Below are 18,345 nucleotides of genomic sequence, written 5' to 3'. Positions count from 1 at the left end.
CTGTCATTTATAGCCAATGAGTTGTCGTAATTCGCGTACATTCCCCCAACGCCATTATGTTTATATATAAGCGTCAGCACTTCCACACAGTGTGTTTTATTTAAAACAGCCTGTCCAATGGTCGTGCCATACATATATTCCATGATGAAAAATCAATTAACAAGCGATGCACAGCATCATTAAATCATATATACCAAGGATACTTATTATGACACTTAGCCTAGAGCAATATAATGCATCTTATTTTATAGATCTAAAAAAAAGTATACTGAAAGGACCATCATCCCACAGGATATATGCTCTGTAAAAACTGACATACTTATTTCAATAACAGCATATAATGAAAATGCATCAATGATATGCAATACATTATTAGCTGCCATTAATAATGCCAACCATTTAAAATCAACTCAATATATAAACTATAACATTAAGATATGTATTATATTCGACGGTATTGCTAACATAGCCCCTGATACTTTACGTTTGTTGGCATTGCTGGGATATAATTTAGACGTCATTCGTGAAGATGATGCCTATCCGATGCTAATGCTGGATGAGAAAGCACTGTCGCTTTCTGATATTCATCATGCGTATAAGACTGATATTGATAAAGTCCCCTTTCCTGATGCAGAGCACAAGGTAAGTTGCATTCTGGCATTAAAATCTAAAAACAGAGGCAAACTTGACTCTCACGCCTGGATGTTTTTATCCCTATGTAATCGCATAAATCCAACCTATATTCTGCAGGTTGATGCTGGAACTATTCCTGATTCATCATGCCTGATGAATTTGTTACATGATATGGAATATCAGGAAAATTACGCAGCGGTTGCTGCTTACTTATTACCTAAACCAGAACCCTTTAGTGCGCTCCACAAATCCTGGCAATATAGTAATTTTGTATGGGACAAAATAAGCTTCTGGCCGGTAGGGTATTTTTTAGGTTATCTTGAGGTCATTCCTGGCGCATGCAGCCTTATTCGATGGGAGGCAATTAGCAAGAATGATTGTGACCCTACCTCTCCATTATTTGGTTATTTTCGCGGATTGTCGCCCGATGGTTTATTGCAGAAGAATTTATACTTAGCAGAAGATCGCGTGCTTGGTTTTGAAATTATAAAAAACAATGCACAAGAATATAAATTAGGATTTAATCCCAATGCAGGTGTGGAAATTGATAGTTGCAAGACATTATCCGAATTGATTTTACAACGCAGGCGATGGATAAACAGCACAATATCTGCTCGATTTCATGCCATATCCCAACTGCCACAGATTCTCAGGGATAAAAATAAAGGAGGAGGAAACAAGCTGAAGATATCCATAGCATTATATTTATCATTAATTAATACAATAAGAATCTTTTTCATGCCAGCCATGTTTAGTGTGTTGAACTTCACCGTCTTTCAACATTTATTCCCTTCTACCTATATTGAAGGTGTAGCCGGCATGAGTTTGGCCCATATAGCCTATTGGGGGCTGTTTTCCATTTGGGGACTACAGCTTATATTTAGTAGCTATACTCCGCTGACTAATAGATATGGAAAAATAATCCATTATCTATTTCTATCTCTTATATTCCTCATCGTTACGCCTTGCCTGGGTGTCGTTTTTTTTAATATGTCATCATTCTGGATTTACACCATTGCTGCATTTTTACTGATTTTTTCTTTAGCCACTATGATACCAACCCCTTCATCAACTGCACATTTTTTCCATTGGACGTTCCTGCACCTTATTCTTGATCCAGCAATTTCGTTTTTTTAACCACTTATGCACTGGTAAACTATAACGATACCAGTTGGGGAACCAAAGGATTAAGTAATAATGATAGCAAAACCAATTCGATATTAAAGCTAGCCTTTCTCTTGTTATGGTTTATAACAAATGTAGTGATTTCATATATTTCCATTGGTATGGATTATTCACAGAGATACTCGTTCTTCACGCTAATAAGTTTATATAGCATTGGTCGTTTATCGCTATGCTCTATTCTGCTTTTATTTATCTACTCACGGAAGAAAGATCGAAATTACAGTTTAAATAAAAAATTAGTCAATCAGAGCAACTGATATTTATTGCTCAAACAAATAGTCTAACCCTTCCTTTCATTGTGATGTTGTTGCATAAATCATCGGTAATATGTAACAACATCCTTTTTATACCCGTCATGCTTCAGGTTGCCGGTACGTTAGCGTTATAACCTGGCCATACTTGGGCCTCGCCCTCGGGGGTTGCAGCAAACGGCATTCAAATCAGCGCCTGACAGATTTGTCATTCACCCGAATCAGTTATCGCCGTAAGCGCGTCGGGGCTCACTCGCTTCCCGCCTCTCTGCAACGCGAATGATTTAGGGTATAGATGTCAATATGGATGGCTGTTATTGCGGTATACCGAACATCGGTATTCATTCATCTTTCGTTGATATAAAACTAATGAACGCTAATTTTACCTGGCTGTATGGTATAGCCGTCGCGACATAGAGTGGCAATCATGATTAGGGTGGGGAAATCAATGAATACGATTCTTATCAACCGTTCCAACCTCACCATTTTTTATTTTCAGCACGATAAAAGCTCGGCGGCATACCAAACCATCGAATGCAGGCACGACTAAAACTACTGATATCTCGATATCCGACCATATCGGCGATATGAGATAATGGACATTGACTATAGATCAAGTAATATCTGGACAATTCAATTTTCACATCGGATAAAATATCCTTGAAATAGACACCTTCATCTTCCAGGCGGCGTTGTAACGTCCTCTGCGTCATATACAATGACGTCGAAACGGACATGACATTGCAATATCCCTTTTTAATCTGCTCCTCAATAACCTTCCGTACTTTAAGAGTAAACACCCCTTCGGATTTTAATTTTAATTGAGCATGGTTCTCATGCATCCGGTGTAACACTTCATCTTTGGTGATCAGCGGTTTTAGTAAATCATCCGCATAAAAATACATGCGGCTACTCCCCATGCCAAATTGAACCGGGCAGCCAAATAACGCTTCATACTCTTCGATATTGGCGGGTTTTTCATAGCAAAAATCAACCGATGAAAAACGCACGAAGTCACCTACCGTCAGCCATTTACAATATGCGTACAATGTTGAGATGCCTGCATCATGAAAATACCTAAGACAATTTTCATTGTTATATAATTTATGATCATCATTAAACTCAAAACAGTATGTATTGAGATCAACTCTGGTCATCTGTGGATGTGAGCCACTGTATACTAACGTAGAAAACTGACATGCACTTTCCAAGGCATGGAGTAAATTATCACTACTCATCATCATATAGCTCAACACATTAAAGAAGCTCGGATGAAAAAATTCATAAAATTTCAAACCAAAATATTCATCACCAGAGATATTAACAGCAGAACAAAATAACTTATTAGCCTCATCCATAGATATGTAATCATTATTTTTATCAATAATGAGATTGCTTACATTCGCTTCAGCGATCAAAACATTAACATCTATCTTTAGGTATTTAATTATATTGAATAATATCCTGATATAATTCATGCTAATCCGATGCATACAATATCCTTATTCGATGAGTTCGATTTGTTATACCTACTGTGTTGTAAATGCAGGTAATCCTTCCTCTGCGGATATCCTATTGAGAACTCTTAAGTTATCATCCTGAAAATCGAATTATTTGAAATGTGTATCGTATTAAATAATCACCGCTCCTTAACCAGAAGCTAACAAGTAAAAAAAGATAAGTAAACAACCCCCGGTTAACAATCAATGTCACGCATTAACCTTTCGGTGACAAATACCTCTACTATCTGTATATAACAAACACCCGATTGATTAAAGGAGAATACGCCATTCAGTGGCAATATTGCCGTCTGTTATCAGTACCTATCAATTTTTCAAGCAAATAGGAAAAGCACATCATTCAGCTCGCCAGTCGCTTCATGCCGCTTATTATCATAAACAGTTTAGGCGCCGGATAGTGGGAGATAACAGGTAGACAACATAGCGAGCAAACCAGCCGACGCATATCGCCCCCGCCAACAAACGGAAACAATCAATAACCCGACGTAGAGACATTGTGAATACAACCCATTCAAACCACCGATAGGTCATACACTGCTCATCACAAACCGCTGCTAAAACACCGTCGGCATGGCGTCATCTGATGATGGGAATGCTAGAAGGACGTCCGAGGTTGCCCCCGGCGTTGAGTGTCAACACTCTGTCCACACCTGAAGGTGTGAACAGAGGCAGGGGACGTTACTTGTCCTGATAATCTTTCAGGATCTGACGACCGGCGATATAAATCATGATTTCGTCGGTACCGCCGCCGATACGTTCGCAGCGCACATCACGCCAGAAGCGGGAAACGCGCGCATCGTCGGTATAGCCCAGGCCGCCCATGATCTGGATCGCATCGTCGATGACTTCCAGCGAAGTACGGGCGCAGTACAATTTGCACAGTGCGGCGCTGGTACGCAGCGACTGGTGCATATCCGCCTGCCAGGCCACTTTCATCACCATATTGCGCATGTTTTCGATTTTGATCGCCATCAGCGCCAGTTTTTCCTGGATCATCTGGTTATGGCCGATCGGCTTGCCGAACGCGATACGCTGGTTGGCATAACGGGCGGCATCCTCAAAAGCACACTCGGCAAAGCCGGCGCTGCGCGCGGCGTTGATCAGGCGTTCCATTTCGAAGTTGTACATCACGTTCAGGAAGCCCATGCCTTCTTCGCCGACCATATCGCTTTCATCCACCTCAACGTTGTCCAGGTAGACTTCGCAGGTGCTCAGCATATGCCAGCCGATTTTATGCAGCGGGTTGATCTTGATGCCCGGCTTGTTCGACTCCACCCACCACAGGGTAAAGGCTTTCTTCGGATCTTTCGGTTCCGGATCACGCGCCAGCACCAGCATGTAGGGGTACTCTTTCGCTCCGGTAATGAAGGTTTTCTGGCCGTTCAGGTACACTTTACCGTTCTTGCGCGTATAAGACGTGCTGGCACTGCTGTTGTCTGAGCCCGCGCCCGGTTCCGTCAGCGCCAGCGCATAAGCCGGGTCGCCGGTGGCCAGCGTGCTTTCCGCCGTTTTGCGTAGCTGCTCGGCCGAGCCGAACCGACGCATACTGTGAATACATTGCCCGTTGGTGATCAGGAATGCCGGCGCACCGCACTTCGCCACTTCCATCAGCGCCAGCATCTGGGTGACATAGTCGGCCGGAATGCCGTTATATTCTTCCGGCACGCCCAACAGGGAAATACCGTTGTCAGACAGCGCTTTCATGAACTCTTTGGGATAAGTCCCGGTCTGATCGCATGTTCTGAAATATTCTTCCGGGAAATTATTGGTAATTAATTCCCGAATACTGGCAAGCAACAGTTCTTGCTCTTCGGTTAAGGCAAAGTTCATCTTCTTTACTCCTGTTATTGATCTGCTTCAGGCAAAACAAATCCCATGACTTTGTCGTGAAACATTCTTTCATCCATCAACTTCAGATCGCCGGAAATAATTGGCGTGAAGTCCATTTGGGCCAAAACGTCTTTTTCCAGATCGACACCGGGCGCAATTTCGACCAAATGCAAACCATCTTCTTTCAAGGTAAATACCGCACGCTCCGTGATATAACGAACGTCGAGGCCACGCTCCAGCGCGGTTTTCCCGCTGAAGGTAATTTCCGGTATTTCTTTAATGAATTTTTTAACTTTCCCTTCCTGGGTAATACTCAGTTTTCCATCACCCACCGCAGTTTTCAGGCTGCCGGCAGTCAGGGTGCCGCAGAAAATAATTTTCTTCGACGTGGCGCTGATATCGATAAACCCGCCGGTTCCCATGATCTTGCCATTGAATTTATGTACGCCGACGTTACCGTGCTGGTCGATTTCCGCGAAGCTCAGATAACACACGTCCAGACCACCGCCATGGTAGAAGTCAAACTGAGAGGTCATATCCAGAATGGCGCGCGTGTTCACATTGGCGCCGAACGCTACGCCCTGGGTGGTGATGCCGCCGATCGGGCCGGTTTCCACCGTCAGAACGAAGTCATCCGCGCATCCTTCTTCGCGCGCCACCAGACCGATACCATCGGCAATCCCTACCCCCACGTTACCGACCGCACCTTTACGCATTTCAAACAGGGCGCGACGGGCAACCAGTTTGCGCTGGTTGAGAGGGATATCCATTTTGGTGCTGTCATCCAGCGTGAAGTCGCCGGAAATGAAGCGGTTGACCGGTGCGCCGCCATAGAGCTGGGTCTGCGCGGAATCGACAACCACGATGTCCACCAGATAGCCGGGAATGCGCACCGATTTGGGGTGCAATGTGGCTTTCTTCACCATTTTCTGGACTTGCATCATCACGATGCCGCCATGGTTGTGAACCGCCTGCGCGATCACCAACGCATCCAGATACATCACTTCGTCTTCGAACGAGGCATAACCTTCGCTGTCGCAGGTGGTGGCGCGGATAAAGGCGATGTTCGGCGCGACAGCTTTGTAATACAGGTACTCCTGATTGTCGATTTCGACCAGTTTGATCAGCTCTTCTTTGGTGACTTCATTGAGCTTCCCGCCCTGTTGGCGTGGGTCGACGAAGGTGCCGATGCCGATGTTGCTCAGGATGCCGGGCTGATGCGCCGCGGCGGCGCGCAGGGTCTGGGTCAGCACCCCTTGCGGATAGTTGTAGGCGACAATCTTGTTTTGCTCCGCCAGATCAGAGATACGCGGCGATTGCCCCCAGTGGCCGCACAGCGCCCATTTCACCAACCCCTCTTTCGCCAGCGGGCTGATGCCGCGCTCAGCGCGATCCCCCAGACCGGTCGGGCTGATCAATGACAAATTACGCGGCGACTGCGTGTTTTGATATCTTTCGGACAACGCGGTAATTAATGTCGTGGCTTCAAGGATGCCGCCGCCGGCGCCTAATACGCACAGCGTGGCTTCATCCGGAATATATTTAACAGCCTCTTCGGCAGATAATACCGGGACCCTGCCATTGACTCTTTTCGGTTTTTCCAGCTTCATAGCTACTCCTGATTCAGGCCGAATTGAATTATTTTCCGATTCAAAAATGCAACACACCGAAGCGGCATTAAATAACGCACTCCATGTATGACTTGTACGTAATAAATACGCGGTAATTTTTGAATAAAAATATCCCCACCCATAGACTCATCAATAATAATTCGTCTCTTTCCCGTTTATTGATAATGAGCAGGTGTTCGTGCTTATTGCATTAAAATATTCATTAATTCTTAGAGCCTATCCCATTAGGACTATTTCACTTGCCATATTGGCCCTGGGCCGTGCTCGAAATCCTCACGTACTCCCGGTACGCTCCGGTTTAACTGTTCGATATTTCTTTTATTCAGGCGCCTTGCGGCGCCCGAATATTCACCTTCATTCACACCGATTTAGGCTTCATGCAAAATCGTCAGCACCGCTCGCAAATCCTTAATAGCGATCTGGCCCGGTGCGGATGCTTTTTTCAGTGCGCCGAATGTGGCCGCAGACCCGAACACTTCACCCGCCAACCGTGAAATCACCCCGGTTTTGGACATCGACATGGTAATGATTGGGCGATCCGCATGCAGCTCGGACATCTCCTGCGTGGCCGACAACAGCGTCAGCACATCGCTCTTGTTCTGCGGCATCAGGGCAATTTTGGGAATATCCGCGCCCAGTTCCTGCATCCTGCACAGACGCTTGATGATCTCGTCCTTCGGCGGCGTCTTGTGGAAATCATGGTTGGACATCACCACTTTGACCCCTTTGGCATGGGCATGGGCGATGGTTTCACTCACCAGTTGGTCGCCGGTAAACAGCTCCAGATCGATCATGTCCACCAGACCGCTGTCGATCAGCCGCTGATTCAGCGCGATATACGCCTGCGGGGCGATCTCTTTCTCGCCGCCTTCTTTCGCGGTGCGGAACGTAAAGAGAATCGGCTTGTCGTTGATGATGGTACGCAGCTTGTGGGCCGCATCCAGCACACTGTCGATGTTATCCAGATTATTAAAATGATCGATGCGCCATTCCAGGATGTCGAAGTCGAAATCCCGGTAGTAATGCGCTTCCGATTCCACGGAAGACACCTCTTTCCCCATCAATGACACGATAATTTTGGGGGCGCCTTCCCCAATCACCAGATTCTTCACAGTTACGGTTTTCATGCTGTTCTCTTCGGTTGATGCCCCGCTCAGGGAGTCACAATGTTTACGTCAGCCAGTCTGGCGCAACGCCGCGGCATACGCCGTCCTGACCGGGCCAAGGTCGCCGCGTCAATACGCCGGGGCGGGCTGAACGCACAGCATGTCGTTCAGGCGCCCACGGCCAACCGGCGATAACGGGTTATTTCCCCGTGAACCCCATGGCCTCTTTAATATATTCCAGCGGGAAGTCTTTACCGGTCCAGAGTTTGAACTGTTCAGCTCCCTGCCACAGCAACATACCGTAACCATCGACAGTCTTACAGCCAACGTCCTGCGCCATCTGCAGCAATTTCGTGATATGCGGGTTATACACGCATTCCGTCACCAGCAATTCCGGGCGCAGCATGGTTTTGTCTGTGACCGGGCTTTCATTTTCCAGCGGCTTCATCCCCAGTTTGGTTCCGTTGGTCAGGATGTCGGCGGTGGCGATGGCATCGGCAAACGCTTGTTGGTCGCCCAGGTCGTGAACGGTCACAGTACAGTCGGTGTTTTCATTCACCCGTTTGGCGAAATCGAGCGCTTTTTCGTAGAACTCATCCTTGCGGTTGAACAACTTAATGGCCTTGATGCCTTCGATCGCCGCCTGAGCGCCGATTGCGGTGGAAGCGCCGCCGGCGCCCACCAGCACCATGGTTTTGCCTTTAATATCAAAGCCGCTTTCCTTGATGGCGCGGATATGGCCGGTACCGTCGGTGTTATACCCCTTGAGATAACCGTTGTCGTTCACAATGGTATTAATGGCGCCCACCAGTCTGGCCGCCGGGGTCAACTCGTCGACATATTCGCAGGCCAGTTGCTTATTGGGCATAGAAACACCCGTACCACGCATCTTCAGCGCCTTAAGACCTTCGATAGCCATCGGGAAGGATTCGTTATCCACTTCAAACGCCATATAGGTATAAGGCAGACCTTCTTTATCGAGCGCTTTATTCTGCATTTCAGGCGAAAGACTGTGTCTGATGGGGTAAGCCATCAAGCCGATCAGTTCATATTTTGCAGTGACATCCATTATAAACTCCTTACGCTATAAATATGATTCTTGCTACCCGCGCCATTATTAATGACGCGGGGTTCTGCTTATGAATGCGACGGGCGGTTATTGGCATTCTTCACTGAAAACATGCCTTCACCCAGACGAACGTCATTCGCAGGAATATTGAATACTGTGTAGTAGCGAACGAAAACGATAAATGCGGTGAGCAGCGAGACGGCAGCAAAACCGATATCCAGCAGAATGATGTATTTCAATTCAATCTTGGACAAATAGCCGGTAATAATCGGAATCACGAAATTCGCCAGGCCGCCCATCAACATATACAGGCTGGTCACTTTGGCTTTGCTTTTCGGGAAAAACTCGGACATCACGGAGACGCCCAGTTGCAACAACCCGCCAGCCGCAGAGAAACCAATAACAAATGCGCCGACATTACACACCGTCGCCGACGGATACAGATAAATCACCGTGCTGGCCACTACCGCCAATGCAGAGTTGAACACATTGGCCCAGACGGGGCGCACCATGCTTTTCAGCAACAGAGCGAAGACGAATACGCAGACCAACGACCCCATGCTGTAATAAGAGATGGTTTTCAATGCATCGGTTTCCGCCATCCCCGCATAGGCGGCGGCATATTTCGGCATCCAGACCACGATCACGTAAAAGGTGGAGAAGATAGCCACGCCGAACACGATGGACGCCACCCCTTCCAGCCAGGCCAGCGGTTTCTGATTCATCTGCGGCAAATCTTTGATGGCGTTGGCATCCACCAACTGGCTCGGGAATTTGCTCCGGACGACCAACAGCGACACCAGCAGGAACGCAATCCCCGGCAGAATGATGCCGTAGCCGTACCAGATATTGCTGGAGATCAAGTACCCGACCAATATCGGATAGAACATCTGTCCGAAAGAGATCATCGCCTTAAGCAGGATAACCGCCGAGCCGGACGTTTTAGGATAGGCTTCCATCAAGGCCGGATACGCCCCGGTGTCCAACGCGGCGTTGGCGACGCCGACGCAGACCGCGAGAATAAAGGCCACGATCAGGTTCGGGCTGGAAGGAATGCCGAAGAAGAACAAGACGTACAGCGCCACGCCGATGAGAATCGACACGCGGCGGCCGAACTTATCGGAAATCACGCCGAAGAACAAAATACTGACTAGCCGCCCCAGGCCAATCCCTGAAATGAGATAGGCAATTCCGGCATTGTCAGTACCGAATTTTGCCGCCAGACTCGTCATATTCTGCGCCAGGGTGATGACGCTGATACCATGAAGGAAATAACTTAGATATATGCCAATGACAGCTAATAAAAATGGCGAATTGAAGGCCTTATTCTGGCTCATACTTCTCTCCGTTTATAGTGATTTTTCATTGCACAGTTTTCATGCACAAATTATTCTGCCGTCTTACTTCTCTTTTTTTCTTTTATTTTCCTGAGTGTTTCGCTTCGTAAAATATTGCTAAATTATTATCTGTATTTAATGTACATGACCCTGGCAATGATAAATACATCCAATAAAGTTTTTGTTGCAAACTTTATTGCAGCCCATAACGTTAGACGTTAATACTTGGTGTTGATGATTTGTGTTCTATTTTACAAAATCACCACATCGTCATACTGAAAGACGCTATCGCTGGCACAACGTGCGCTGAATAAGAATAATGCGACACACATCAAATTTATTTTTCTACCGCATCCATAAATCATCATTTTTTATGCCAACACCCGCAGTAAAAAAACATCACATACCGTTATTGTGAGCGAATCTGCATTAATAGATGGAAATAAAAAATAGGGGGAAGTACCGCCTCTCCCACCGCGTTCAGATACCGTTTGAGAGATGCAACAGCGCTGTTTTCAATTAACAATCCATTTACCTTATTTTCCTGCATTCGCGGCGCCAAAAGACATGCTATGTTGCACGGCGCCATAATAATATTGCATTGAGGTACTGCGTAGCGTTCTCTCCGCCGGGTTACTGTCACTATTGAAACAACCAACTGACACGTAATGTGATGTAATCTGCGGCACACCACAACGCATTGCCGTATGTTGATATTATTAGGCGACATAGCTTCGCACCGCACTGACTTCACGAGAGCCCGAATGAATTTAAAACAACTGCATTATTTCAAACGACTGGCGGAGAAACAGCACTATACCGAAGCGGCATCCAGCCTGTACATTACGCAACCGTCGCTGAGCCATGCCATTTCCGAGCTGGAAAAAGAGCTGGGCGTCAGCTTGTTTGAACGACACGGGCGCAACGTCCGTATTACCCAGAGTGGGAAAATCTTTTTACCCTATGTCGAAGGCGCGTTGCTTGAATTGGAAAATGGCCGCACAGCGTTGAAGAAAATGTGTGCGCCGCACGATGAAGTCATTAATCTGGCATTTATTTACACCATGGGGGAAACCGTGGTGCCGCAATTAATCGATCGTTTTATTCACATTCCCGAAAATAAAAATAAACGCTTCTCGTTTTTTCAGGGCACGACGTTGTCGATTGTGCAGGATCTCAAGGAAGATAAATTCGATATGGCGCTTTGTTCCCATATTCCGGACGAGCCGGATATCGAATTCATCCCCTTGATCAGCCAGGAATTGGTGCTGGTGACATCCCGCGACCACCCGCTGGCGCAACGCCACGACAGCGAAATCGATCTGGAGGAGGCCATTGCCTACCCGTTCATCTTTTTCTCCCAGAAAAGCGGGCTGCGGCAGTTCATCGACAAAATCTTCATGCAGAAAAAACTGATCCCCGAAATCGCCTGTTATGTGGAGGAAGATACCGCGATGGTGGGGTTGGTGAGCATCAACTACGGCATCGCAATCATGCCGCGCATCAGTACCCTTTCGCACTCCAACGTACAGGTTATGCGCCTGCGCAACCCCGGCCAGACGCGCTACGTCTATCTGGCGACGCACAAAGACCGCACGCTATCGCCGGCAGCCGTGTCGTTTAAACAGTTTGTCCTTAATGCTTGCCAGTCGATGGAATTGAAATAAACCGGCTGAAATCACACAGCGTCCCCCAACGCTGACATCAGGTTGGGGGCGATCGCGGAGGAGATTATCGGAAAAGTAGCGGTTTCAGCGTCATGCGGCCGGTAATGCTGTTCCGGAATGGCGATGACCAGCCGCAGCGACACGCCGCGTGATGGGAACGCCCGACGCAGTCAACACCACCTTGTCGGCGCGCCCCCGAACATCAGGCGCCGATCTGTTTCATACTGACAGAACAGCGGCGAGCCTCCATATCGCGATAGCCGATAAACAGCGCCGTCAGAAAGCCGGCCGCCGCCAGGCCGACATCAAACCACATGATGCTGGAGATACTGATTTGCGACAGCCGGGCGGTCGCCAAGGGTATGGTGAACGTCGCCACGCTGCCGGCGCTGTAGTAAATCGCGGTCGCTTTGCCCTTGGCATTCGCAAAGCGCATTGCCATGATAGTCAGCCCCAGTTGCAACACCCCGCCGGCGGCGGAAAACCCAATCACGAACGAGAAGCCAATCACCACCGGCACACTGGGATACAGGCACACGACCAGCAGCGCGATCAGTGAAATAAAGGTACACAGCATCAACACCATACTTGAATTGGCCGCATTCTTCGCCAGCCCCGCCGTAATGAACACCCCCAACAGCGAACCGATAGTGTAGATGCTCAGCAGCTTAATTGAGGTCTCATACGGCATCCCCGCCACAAACTGCCCGTACTGGGCCAGCCATTGGCTCACCAGATAGAAAGTCGCCATGGCGATATAGCCGAAAAAGGTAAAACTGGCGAGATCCAGCATGGCGCAGGTATTACTGCCTTTCGTCATCGCGCTATCCGCAGCCGGTTGCACTTCGCTATCCGCGTTAGCCTGAATCTGAACCGGCGGCCGCGTATGGGGAGGGAACGGATATTTGAACAGGCACACGGCGTTCAGCACCATAATCCCGGCGGCCAGCACGAACGACCAGCCGAACCACAGATTGGCCCACACCAGTACGCTAATCACCAGAGGCAACAAAAACTGCCCGCAGGAAATGAATGCCTTAATCAACACATTGGCTGTCCCCGGGCTCTTGGGAAACGCTTCCATCAACGACGGATACGTCCCTGCATCGAGCAAGCTGTTCGCCATCCCGGCCAGCAAACCAAAGCAGTATGCCGCGACGATACTGGTGGTACTGATGATCCCCAAAAAGAACATCAGATAAGCGACGATCCCCAGGTAAACGAAAGGTTTGCGGCCATAGCGGTCAGACAGCACCCCGACTATCAACAACAGGCTGAGCCGCCCGATCCCCAGCGAAGAAATGACCACGGACACGCCAGCGGCATCGGTTTGCCACTGACGTTCCAAAAATTGCATATTCAGGCTCATCAGGATGACGCCCATGCCGTGTACCAGATAATTGAGGTACAAACCAAATGCCGTTGGTATATAGCGATTATTCATACGGAACCTTCGGTTCAGAGAAAGCGTATTTAAGAACCCATCCCATGCGGGCTATTCGACTTGCCGTGCTAGCCCTGGCAATACGCGACCTTCTGACGGACGCCATGTACACGCCGGTTTACTCGCTGCGCTCGCCATTGGGCCAGGCAAATGGCGTTGCCCGTTCGCTCTGCGTTGCATATTGTCTGCGCGCTGTCCGTGTTCACACTGGCTGCGCCAATAACACCTGCTGGGATAGGCGCTAAATGATTAATTCATTGCTTTTTTCATGCTATCAATTCAATTACAAAATAAATAATTATTTTTTTAATTACAATTCATAGATTATTTTTATAGGGTTTTTATGAGCCACTGCACATAAAAAAACAAACCATCACTTTCATTCACACAAATAAAAACATCAGTGCAACATCCGCAGGGTTATTTAACAACCCTTCAAAATTAAAACACTAAAAGTGCGATAGATAAAAATGAAAACAACGAGGATAAGGCATCGGATATACATGACAACAGCACAATTTATACCTTTATTCTGTGGAATAAATTTCATCTCGACAGCGTGTTAAAAAAATAAAATGCAAGATTGTATGTTCCCATTGGAAGAACGGAATCCACTCTTCTTTCACACTTAAAATCTATTTATTTATTTCCATTCACCTCAATATTTTCCTCATCATTCAGACTCACGGGTTGCCGTCGTCATTCGGGGGAACGGTAAATTCGTCGGGCCCGGTTTGAACGCAGCGGGCTGCGGCCCAAAAAGAGGGGAGCCAGGCCGCATAATAACGCCTGCACAGCGGCAACCTGGCAGATGACGGGGAAAGCGTCCCCGCCCTCTTTGTAAGCTCAGCGTTCACCAAACGGTGAAATACGTGACATATTGCTGGCGGATTCACGCAACAACATCCGGTATATGGCGTGAATCTCCTCGGTGACGTGCTCTTTTTCCTCATTGGCGTTAATCACAAAATGCGCCGTCTCATGATAGAAGGGATCGCGGATCTTGATGATATTGGCAATCTCATCGGTAATGGATAACCCGGTCAACGATGGCCGTTGGTTCACGGCCGGGTTGGACTTCAACCGCCGGATCACCGTCTCTACCGATGTTGACAAATAGAAAACAATACCATTATTTTTCATATGGTTGCGATTAGCTTCCGATACCACCATCCCACCGCCGGTCGCGACGACATAGCCGGCGACGGCCACCTCTTTTAGGATCTGACTCTCGATCATACGGAAGGCTTCCCATCCCTGCTGATCGACAATCTGAGCAATCGTCAGGCGGGTTTTCGCCTGAACCATTTCATCAGTATCGACAAATTTCAATTGCAAATGATTTGCCAGCATCTTTCCCACGGTCGTTTTTCCCGACGCCCGCGGCCCCACCAGTATGATCGTATTTATCATCGACCCTTTTCCTTAACACAACCGTTCGAGATCGCGTGAGTAAAGCTCGTTGGCAACGGACTGATACACTTTCCACTCCAGGAAATCACCGTCGGTATAAACGGCAAGAAAAGCATCAAAATCGGTAAAGGATCGCATGGTGTTATTGCCGATTCGGCTATTTATTTTTTCAATAATCGCGCTGATCCTCTTCTTTCTTTCTTTATTCATTGATTCGAATTGTTCAATAATGGATACAGGTATTTCCTTTTCGCCGCGCTCCCACATTAACCATTGTTCACTATTCCCATCACCGGCAATATAGTGCGCAGCTTCATCTACACTCAATAGAAAAAGCTGGCGCATTGCCTGTAGCTCCAGATGATTCATGGTGTATTACTCCGAAATTATCAGGATGAAAGGTTGATAAATATCATCTCCATTCTTTATGAGGTATGATCATTATCACATTACCCCCAATAAAAAAGCGCGATGAATAAATATCTCCGTAGCGACGTCAATAACCTGTGGTTTATCAATGTAACCGACATGTTCCAGTAATATTATTCCTTCGTTAAAAACAACGTCAATATCCCTCTGGCATTTCATCTTGTAAAAAATCGCGAATGCGCAGACGTCGGCTTAATTCAACAACGGGGTATGAAAAAAATCAGCGTACCGACAACATGAAATAGGCATATATAAAAAATTATTAATGAAATACCCCCAGGTTTGTTATTTAATCATGCACTCACCGCCGATACCCGAACGCTCAAGGCGCAGGATGCAACCCTGTACGCTGCGCCGGTAAGATGGCGGGTATATTCTGAATGGACCAACAAAATGAAAGTGCTGACTTTTGGGGAAATGATGTTGCGGCTCAAGCCGCTCGGCAACAATCGCATTATCCAGTCCGATGTGTTTGAAGCCGCCTACGGCGGCGCCGAGGCCAATGTTGCGGTCTCGCTCTCGCTGCTTGGCAACGATGCCGCCTACCTGACCAAACTACCGGCCAATCTGCTGGGGGAAACCGCGCTGTCTACCCTGCGCAAATACGGCGTCGACACGGCAAACGTGCTGCGCGGCGGCAACCGTCTGGGGATTTACTTCTTCGAGAAAGGCGCCAGCGTCCGCTCCACCAACGTCGTCTATGACCGTGCCGGCAGCGCCTTCGCCGAGGCCCGGCAAACAGAGTTCGACTGGCCGACGATTTTCAGCGACGTCGACTATTTCTACTTTTCCGGCATCACGCCCGCCATCTCCGCCGAACTGGAGCAGGCTGTGACCGCAGCCTGCCAATATTGCCAGCAGCACGACATCCCGGTGGTGTGCGACATGAACTACCGCGGCAAGATGTGGTCGCCGGAACGGGCGCAGGCGGTGATGTCCACACTGATGAACTACGTCACGCTCTGCATCGCCAACGACGAAGACTTTGAAGCCACGCTGGGCATCAAGGCGTTCGACGGCGACATGTCCCGCGGCATCGACCAGATCGACGCTTTCAAGGAAGGGATGCTGGAAGTCACCCGCCGCTATCCGGGCTGTAAAATGGTGGCCAGCGTACTGCGCAACATCCGCTCCGTGGAAGACAGCCAGTGGATGGGCCTGTTGCTCAGCGACGGTCAGTTCCATGAAACCAACCGCTACAACGTGCACGTTATGGAAGGTGTGGCGGCGGGCGACGCCTTCGGCGCCGGCCTGATGCACAGCCTGCTGCACCAGTTCGACCATCAGGAAGCCATCAACTTCGCCATTGCCGCCAGCGTGCTGAAGCTGACCATCAGCGGCGACCTGAACCTGGTACAGGAGTCGGATATCCGTGCGGTGATGAAGAAAGGCGGCGGCGCCAGTCTGAGCCGCTAACCCGCACGCCCACGTCCGGCCGATACCACATCGGCCGGGCATCTCCCACCGCGACGCCGATCACATCCGTTCGACCACCAGCGCCACCCCCTGGCCGCCGCCGACGCACAGCGTCGCCAGGCCAAGCGTTTTGTCCCGCGCCGCCAGCGCATGCAGCAGCGTCACCAGAATGCGCGCACCCGATGCGCCGATGGGATGGCCCAGCGCAATCGCCCCGCCGTTCACATTGGTTTTCTCCATATCCAGCCGCAGTTCCCGGGCGACGGCGATGTACTGCGCGGCAAACGCCTCGTTGGCTTCAATCAGATCGAGATCCGCCACCGTCAGCCCGGCGGCGTGCAGTGCGCGCCGGGTTGCCGGAACCGGCCCGATCCCCATCATGGCGGGATCGACGCCGCAGGTGGAGTAGCCCCGAATCCGCGCCAGCGGCTGAACGCCCAGGCTGCGCGCCCGCGTTTCGCTCATCACCAGCAGGGCCGCCGCGCCGTCATTAATGCCGGACGCATTGCCCGCCGTTACCGACCCCACCGCATCAAACGCCGGTTTCAGCTTCGCCAGCCCTTCCAGCGTCGCATCCGGGCGCAGGTGTTCGTCGGCGTCAAACTGCCGATCGCCGTTCTTACTCCGCAACATCACCGGCAGAATCTCGCGTTGAAACGCGCCCTGCGCCTGCGCTTCGGCGGCGCGGCGTTGCGACAACAGCGCGATCTCGTCCTGATCCTGTCGGCTGACGCCGCAGCGCCGGGCGACATTTTCCGCGGTCATCCCCATGTGATAACGGTTGATGGCGCAAAACAGGCCGTCATTCACCATACTGTCGGTAATACGCTGATCGCCCATCCGCAGCCCCCAGCGCGCCTTATCGAGCAGATACGGCGCCGCCGACATATTTTCCATCCCCCCGGCCAGTACGGTTTCAGCGTCCCCAGCCGCGATTGCCTGCGCCGCCGCGATCACGCTCTTCAGCCCAGACCCGCACACGATATTGAGGCTGCTCGCCGGCGTGGTATCCGGCAAACCGGCCAGCAGCATCGCCTGACGGGCCGGATTCTGACCGAGCCCCGCCTGCAACACATTACCGAACACCACCTCGTCCACCACGTCGGCGTCAACGCCGGCCCGCGCCAACGATTCTTCCATAACCAGCGCCCCAAGTTTCGGTGCGGCCAATGCGCTCAAACTGCCGCCGAATTTACCGACAGCCGTGCGTACCGCGCTGACAATAACGATTGATGTCATACATCGCCTCTCGAATTAACAATAAAACACGCCTGTTCCGGCGGAATTAACTACGTCGGAATGCCTATTTCTGGTTTGCTGTTTCCGTCCGACAAAGACGGCGATTAAAATAAAAAACCATCCATTCATTATTTAAGTTGCAGGAATGAAATCACCACCGGCGGCCATAACCCTC

General features: G+C 49.3%; 14 protein-coding genes. 4 read left to right on the top strand and 10 right to left on the bottom strand.

What is annotated here, in order from left to right; genetic code table 11:
* The first annotated feature begins 237 nt into the window (after nucleotides 1-237).
* Nucleotides 238-1,770, top strand: coding sequence for a hypothetical protein (locus DPA2511_RS07155; RefSeq protein WP_318903386.1), 1,533 nt, complete (start codon nucleotides 238-240; stop codon nucleotides 1,768-1,770).
* Nucleotides 1,771-2,548: 778 nt separating this feature from the next.
* Here the strand turns inward: DPA2511_RS07155 and DPA2511_RS07150 are convergent.
* The 4 genes from DPA2511_RS07150 to aroD form a co-directional block, all read right to left on the bottom strand.
* Entirely contained in the window at nucleotides 2,549-3,562 is a 1,014-nt protein-coding gene (locus tag DPA2511_RS07150; protein WP_012765008.1) for an AraC family transcriptional regulator, read from the bottom strand.
* A gap of 705 nt (nucleotides 3,563-4,267) precedes the next feature.
* Complete coding sequence (locus DPA2511_RS07145) at nucleotides 4,268-5,419, bottom strand: acyl-CoA dehydrogenase (protein WP_012765007.1); 1,152 nt, start codon at nucleotides 5,417-5,419, stop codon at nucleotides 4,268-4,270.
* A 14-nt stretch (nucleotides 5,420-5,433) separates the two neighbouring features.
* Nucleotides 5,434-7,029, bottom strand: coding sequence for an acyl CoA:acetate/3-ketoacid CoA transferase (locus DPA2511_RS07140; RefSeq protein WP_012765006.1), 1,596 nt, complete (start codon nucleotides 7,027-7,029; stop codon nucleotides 5,434-5,436).
* A 389-nt stretch (nucleotides 7,030-7,418) separates the two neighbouring features.
* Nucleotides 7,419-8,177, bottom strand: a complete 759-nt coding sequence (gene aroD, locus DPA2511_RS07135; protein ID WP_012765005.1) for a type I 3-dehydroquinate dehydratase — start codon at nucleotides 8,175-8,177, stop codon at nucleotides 7,419-7,421.
* A 39-nt stretch (nucleotides 8,178-8,216) separates the two neighbouring features.
* Between aroD and DPA2511_RS24070 the strand changes: the two genes are divergently transcribed.
* Nucleotides 8,217-8,351: a hypothetical protein gene (locus tag DPA2511_RS24070; protein WP_023638219.1), complete on the top strand. Its 135-nt coding sequence runs from the start codon at nucleotides 8,217-8,219 to the stop codon at nucleotides 8,349-8,351.
* A 4-nt stretch (nucleotides 8,352-8,355) separates the two neighbouring features.
* On the opposite strand, the gene ydiB is transcribed toward DPA2511_RS24070, so the two are convergent.
* Complete coding sequence (ydiB, locus tag DPA2511_RS07125) at nucleotides 8,356-9,225, bottom strand: quinate/shikimate dehydrogenase (protein WP_012765004.1); 870 nt, start codon at nucleotides 9,223-9,225, stop codon at nucleotides 8,356-8,358.
* Between the two features lie 68 nt (nucleotides 9,226-9,293).
* Nucleotides 9,294-10,562, bottom strand: coding sequence for an MFS transporter (locus tag DPA2511_RS07120; RefSeq protein WP_012765003.1), 1,269 nt, complete (start codon nucleotides 10,560-10,562; stop codon nucleotides 9,294-9,296).
* A gap of 764 nt (nucleotides 10,563-11,326) precedes the next feature.
* Here DPA2511_RS07120 and DPA2511_RS07115 point away from each other — a divergent pair.
* Nucleotides 11,327-12,229, top strand: coding sequence for a LysR family transcriptional regulator (locus DPA2511_RS07115; RefSeq protein ID WP_012765002.1), 903 nt, complete (start codon nucleotides 11,327-11,329; stop codon nucleotides 12,227-12,229).
* A 202-nt stretch (nucleotides 12,230-12,431) separates the two neighbouring features.
* Here the strand turns inward: DPA2511_RS07115 and DPA2511_RS07105 are convergent, their stop codons facing one another.
* The 3 genes from DPA2511_RS07105 to DPA2511_RS07095 form a co-directional block, all read right to left on the bottom strand.
* Nucleotides 12,432-13,673: an MFS transporter gene (locus DPA2511_RS07105; RefSeq protein ID WP_012765001.1), complete on the bottom strand. Its 1,242-nt coding sequence runs from the start codon at nucleotides 13,671-13,673 to the stop codon at nucleotides 12,432-12,434.
* Nucleotides 13,674-14,519: 846 nt separating this feature from the next.
* Entirely contained in the window at nucleotides 14,520-15,086 is a 567-nt protein-coding gene (gene aroL / locus DPA2511_RS07100) for a shikimate kinase AroL (RefSeq protein ID WP_012765000.1), read from the bottom strand.
* Nucleotides 15,087-15,098: 12 nt separating this feature from the next.
* Nucleotides 15,099-15,455 (bottom strand): Aca2/YdiL-like domain-containing protein, encoded by a 357-nt coding sequence (locus DPA2511_RS07095; protein WP_012764999.1) that lies wholly within the window; start codon nucleotides 15,453-15,455, stop codon nucleotides 15,099-15,101.
* Between the two features lie 453 nt (nucleotides 15,456-15,908).
* On the opposite strand from DPA2511_RS07095, the gene DPA2511_RS07090 reads away from it, so the two are divergent.
* Nucleotides 15,909-16,931: a sugar kinase gene (locus tag DPA2511_RS07090; protein WP_012764998.1), complete on the top strand. Its 1,023-nt coding sequence runs from the start codon at nucleotides 15,909-15,911 to the stop codon at nucleotides 16,929-16,931.
* A 60-nt stretch (nucleotides 16,932-16,991) separates the two neighbouring features.
* On the opposite strand, the gene DPA2511_RS07085 is transcribed toward DPA2511_RS07090, so the two are convergent.
* A complete protein-coding gene (locus DPA2511_RS07085; RefSeq protein ID WP_012764997.1) occupies nucleotides 16,992-18,170 on the bottom strand; it encodes an acetyl-CoA C-acetyltransferase in 1,179 nt (392 codons plus the stop codon).
* Nucleotides 18,171-18,345: the final 175 nt, after the last annotated feature.

The organism is Musicola paradisiaca NCPPB 2511 (genome assembly GCF_000400505.1).
Classification (GTDB): domain Bacteria; phylum Pseudomonadota; class Gammaproteobacteria; order Enterobacterales; family Enterobacteriaceae; genus Musicola; species Musicola paradisiaca.
The sequence above is the reverse complement of the archived record's forward strand: the minus strand, read 5'-3'. Positions and strand labels throughout refer to the sequence as shown.

Coding starts and splice junctions, on each gene's coding strand:
- DPA2511_RS07095 (WP_012764999.1), bottom strand. CDS start 15,455: ATGAATCATCTGGAGCTACAGGCAATGCGCCAGCTTTTTCTATTGAGT.
- DPA2511_RS07145 (WP_012765007.1), bottom strand. CDS start 5,419: ATGAACTTTGCCTTAACCGAAGAGCAAGAACTGTTGCTTGCCAGTATT.
- DPA2511_RS07085 (WP_012764997.1), bottom strand. CDS start 18,170: ATGACATCAATCGTTATTGTCAGCGCGGTACGCACGGCTGTCGGTAAA.
- DPA2511_RS07105 (WP_012765001.1), bottom strand. CDS start 13,673: ATGAATAATCGCTATATACCAACGGCATTTGGTTTGTACCTCAATTAT.
- DPA2511_RS07115 (WP_012765002.1), top strand. CDS start 11,327: ATGAATTTAAAACAACTGCATTATTTCAAACGACTGGCGGAGAAACAG.
- DPA2511_RS07150 (WP_012765008.1), bottom strand. CDS start 3,562: ATGCATCGGATTAGCATGAATTATATCAGGATATTATTCAATATAATT.
- ydiB (WP_012765004.1), bottom strand. CDS start 9,225: ATGGATGTCACTGCAAAATATGAACTGATCGGCTTGATGGCTTACCCC.
- DPA2511_RS07120 (WP_012765003.1), bottom strand. CDS start 10,562: ATGAGCCAGAATAAGGCCTTCAATTCGCCATTTTTATTAGCTGTCATT.
- DPA2511_RS24070 (WP_023638219.1), top strand. CDS start 8,217: ATGTTTACGTCAGCCAGTCTGGCGCAACGCCGCGGCATACGCCGTCCT.
- DPA2511_RS07140 (WP_012765006.1), bottom strand. CDS start 7,029: ATGAAGCTGGAAAAACCGAAAAGAGTCAATGGCAGGGTCCCGGTATTA.
- aroL (WP_012765000.1), bottom strand. CDS start 15,086: ATGATAAATACGATCATACTGGTGGGGCCGCGGGCGTCGGGAAAAACG.
- DPA2511_RS07090 (WP_012764998.1), top strand. CDS start 15,909: ATGAAAGTGCTGACTTTTGGGGAAATGATGTTGCGGCTCAAGCCGCTC.
- aroD (WP_012765005.1), bottom strand. CDS start 8,177: ATGAAAACCGTAACTGTGAAGAATCTGGTGATTGGGGAAGGCGCCCCC.